The sequence below is a fragment of the Mesorhizobium sp. M1A.T.Ca.IN.004.03.1.1 genome (genome assembly GCF_003997555.1).
Taxonomy (GTDB): Bacteria; Pseudomonadota; Alphaproteobacteria; order Rhizobiales; family Rhizobiaceae; genus Mesorhizobium.
In genome coordinates this window covers 1-256 of sequence record NZ_RZTV01000630.1, presented here as the reverse complement: position 1 = coordinate 256, position 256 = coordinate 1, and the positions used below count along the sequence as shown (strand labels likewise).

Genomic DNA, 256 nt, shown 5'->3' with positions numbered 1-256 from the left:
GTTCGATCAGCTCGCCTGCCGCATCGACTTCCACCGCTATCGCTACGAGGGCCGCTATACGCCGCCGTCGCTCGAAGGGACGATCGTCTATCCCGGCAATTTCGGTACCTTCAACTGGGGCTCGGTGGCGGTGGATCCGGAGCGGCAGATCATGTTCGGCATGCCGACCTATCTCGCCTTCACCTCGCGCCTGGTGCCGGCCGCCGAGATTCCGCCGCGAGGCCAGGACGAGAAGGGCAGCGAACAGGGGCTCAAC

Annotated in this window: 1 pseudogene; it reads left to right on the top strand. The window is 65.2% G+C overall.

What is annotated here, in order from left to right:
• Positions 1–256, top strand: a pseudogene (locus tag EOD29_RS33165) (membrane-bound PQQ-dependent dehydrogenase, glucose/quinate/shikimate family); the annotation flags it as partial.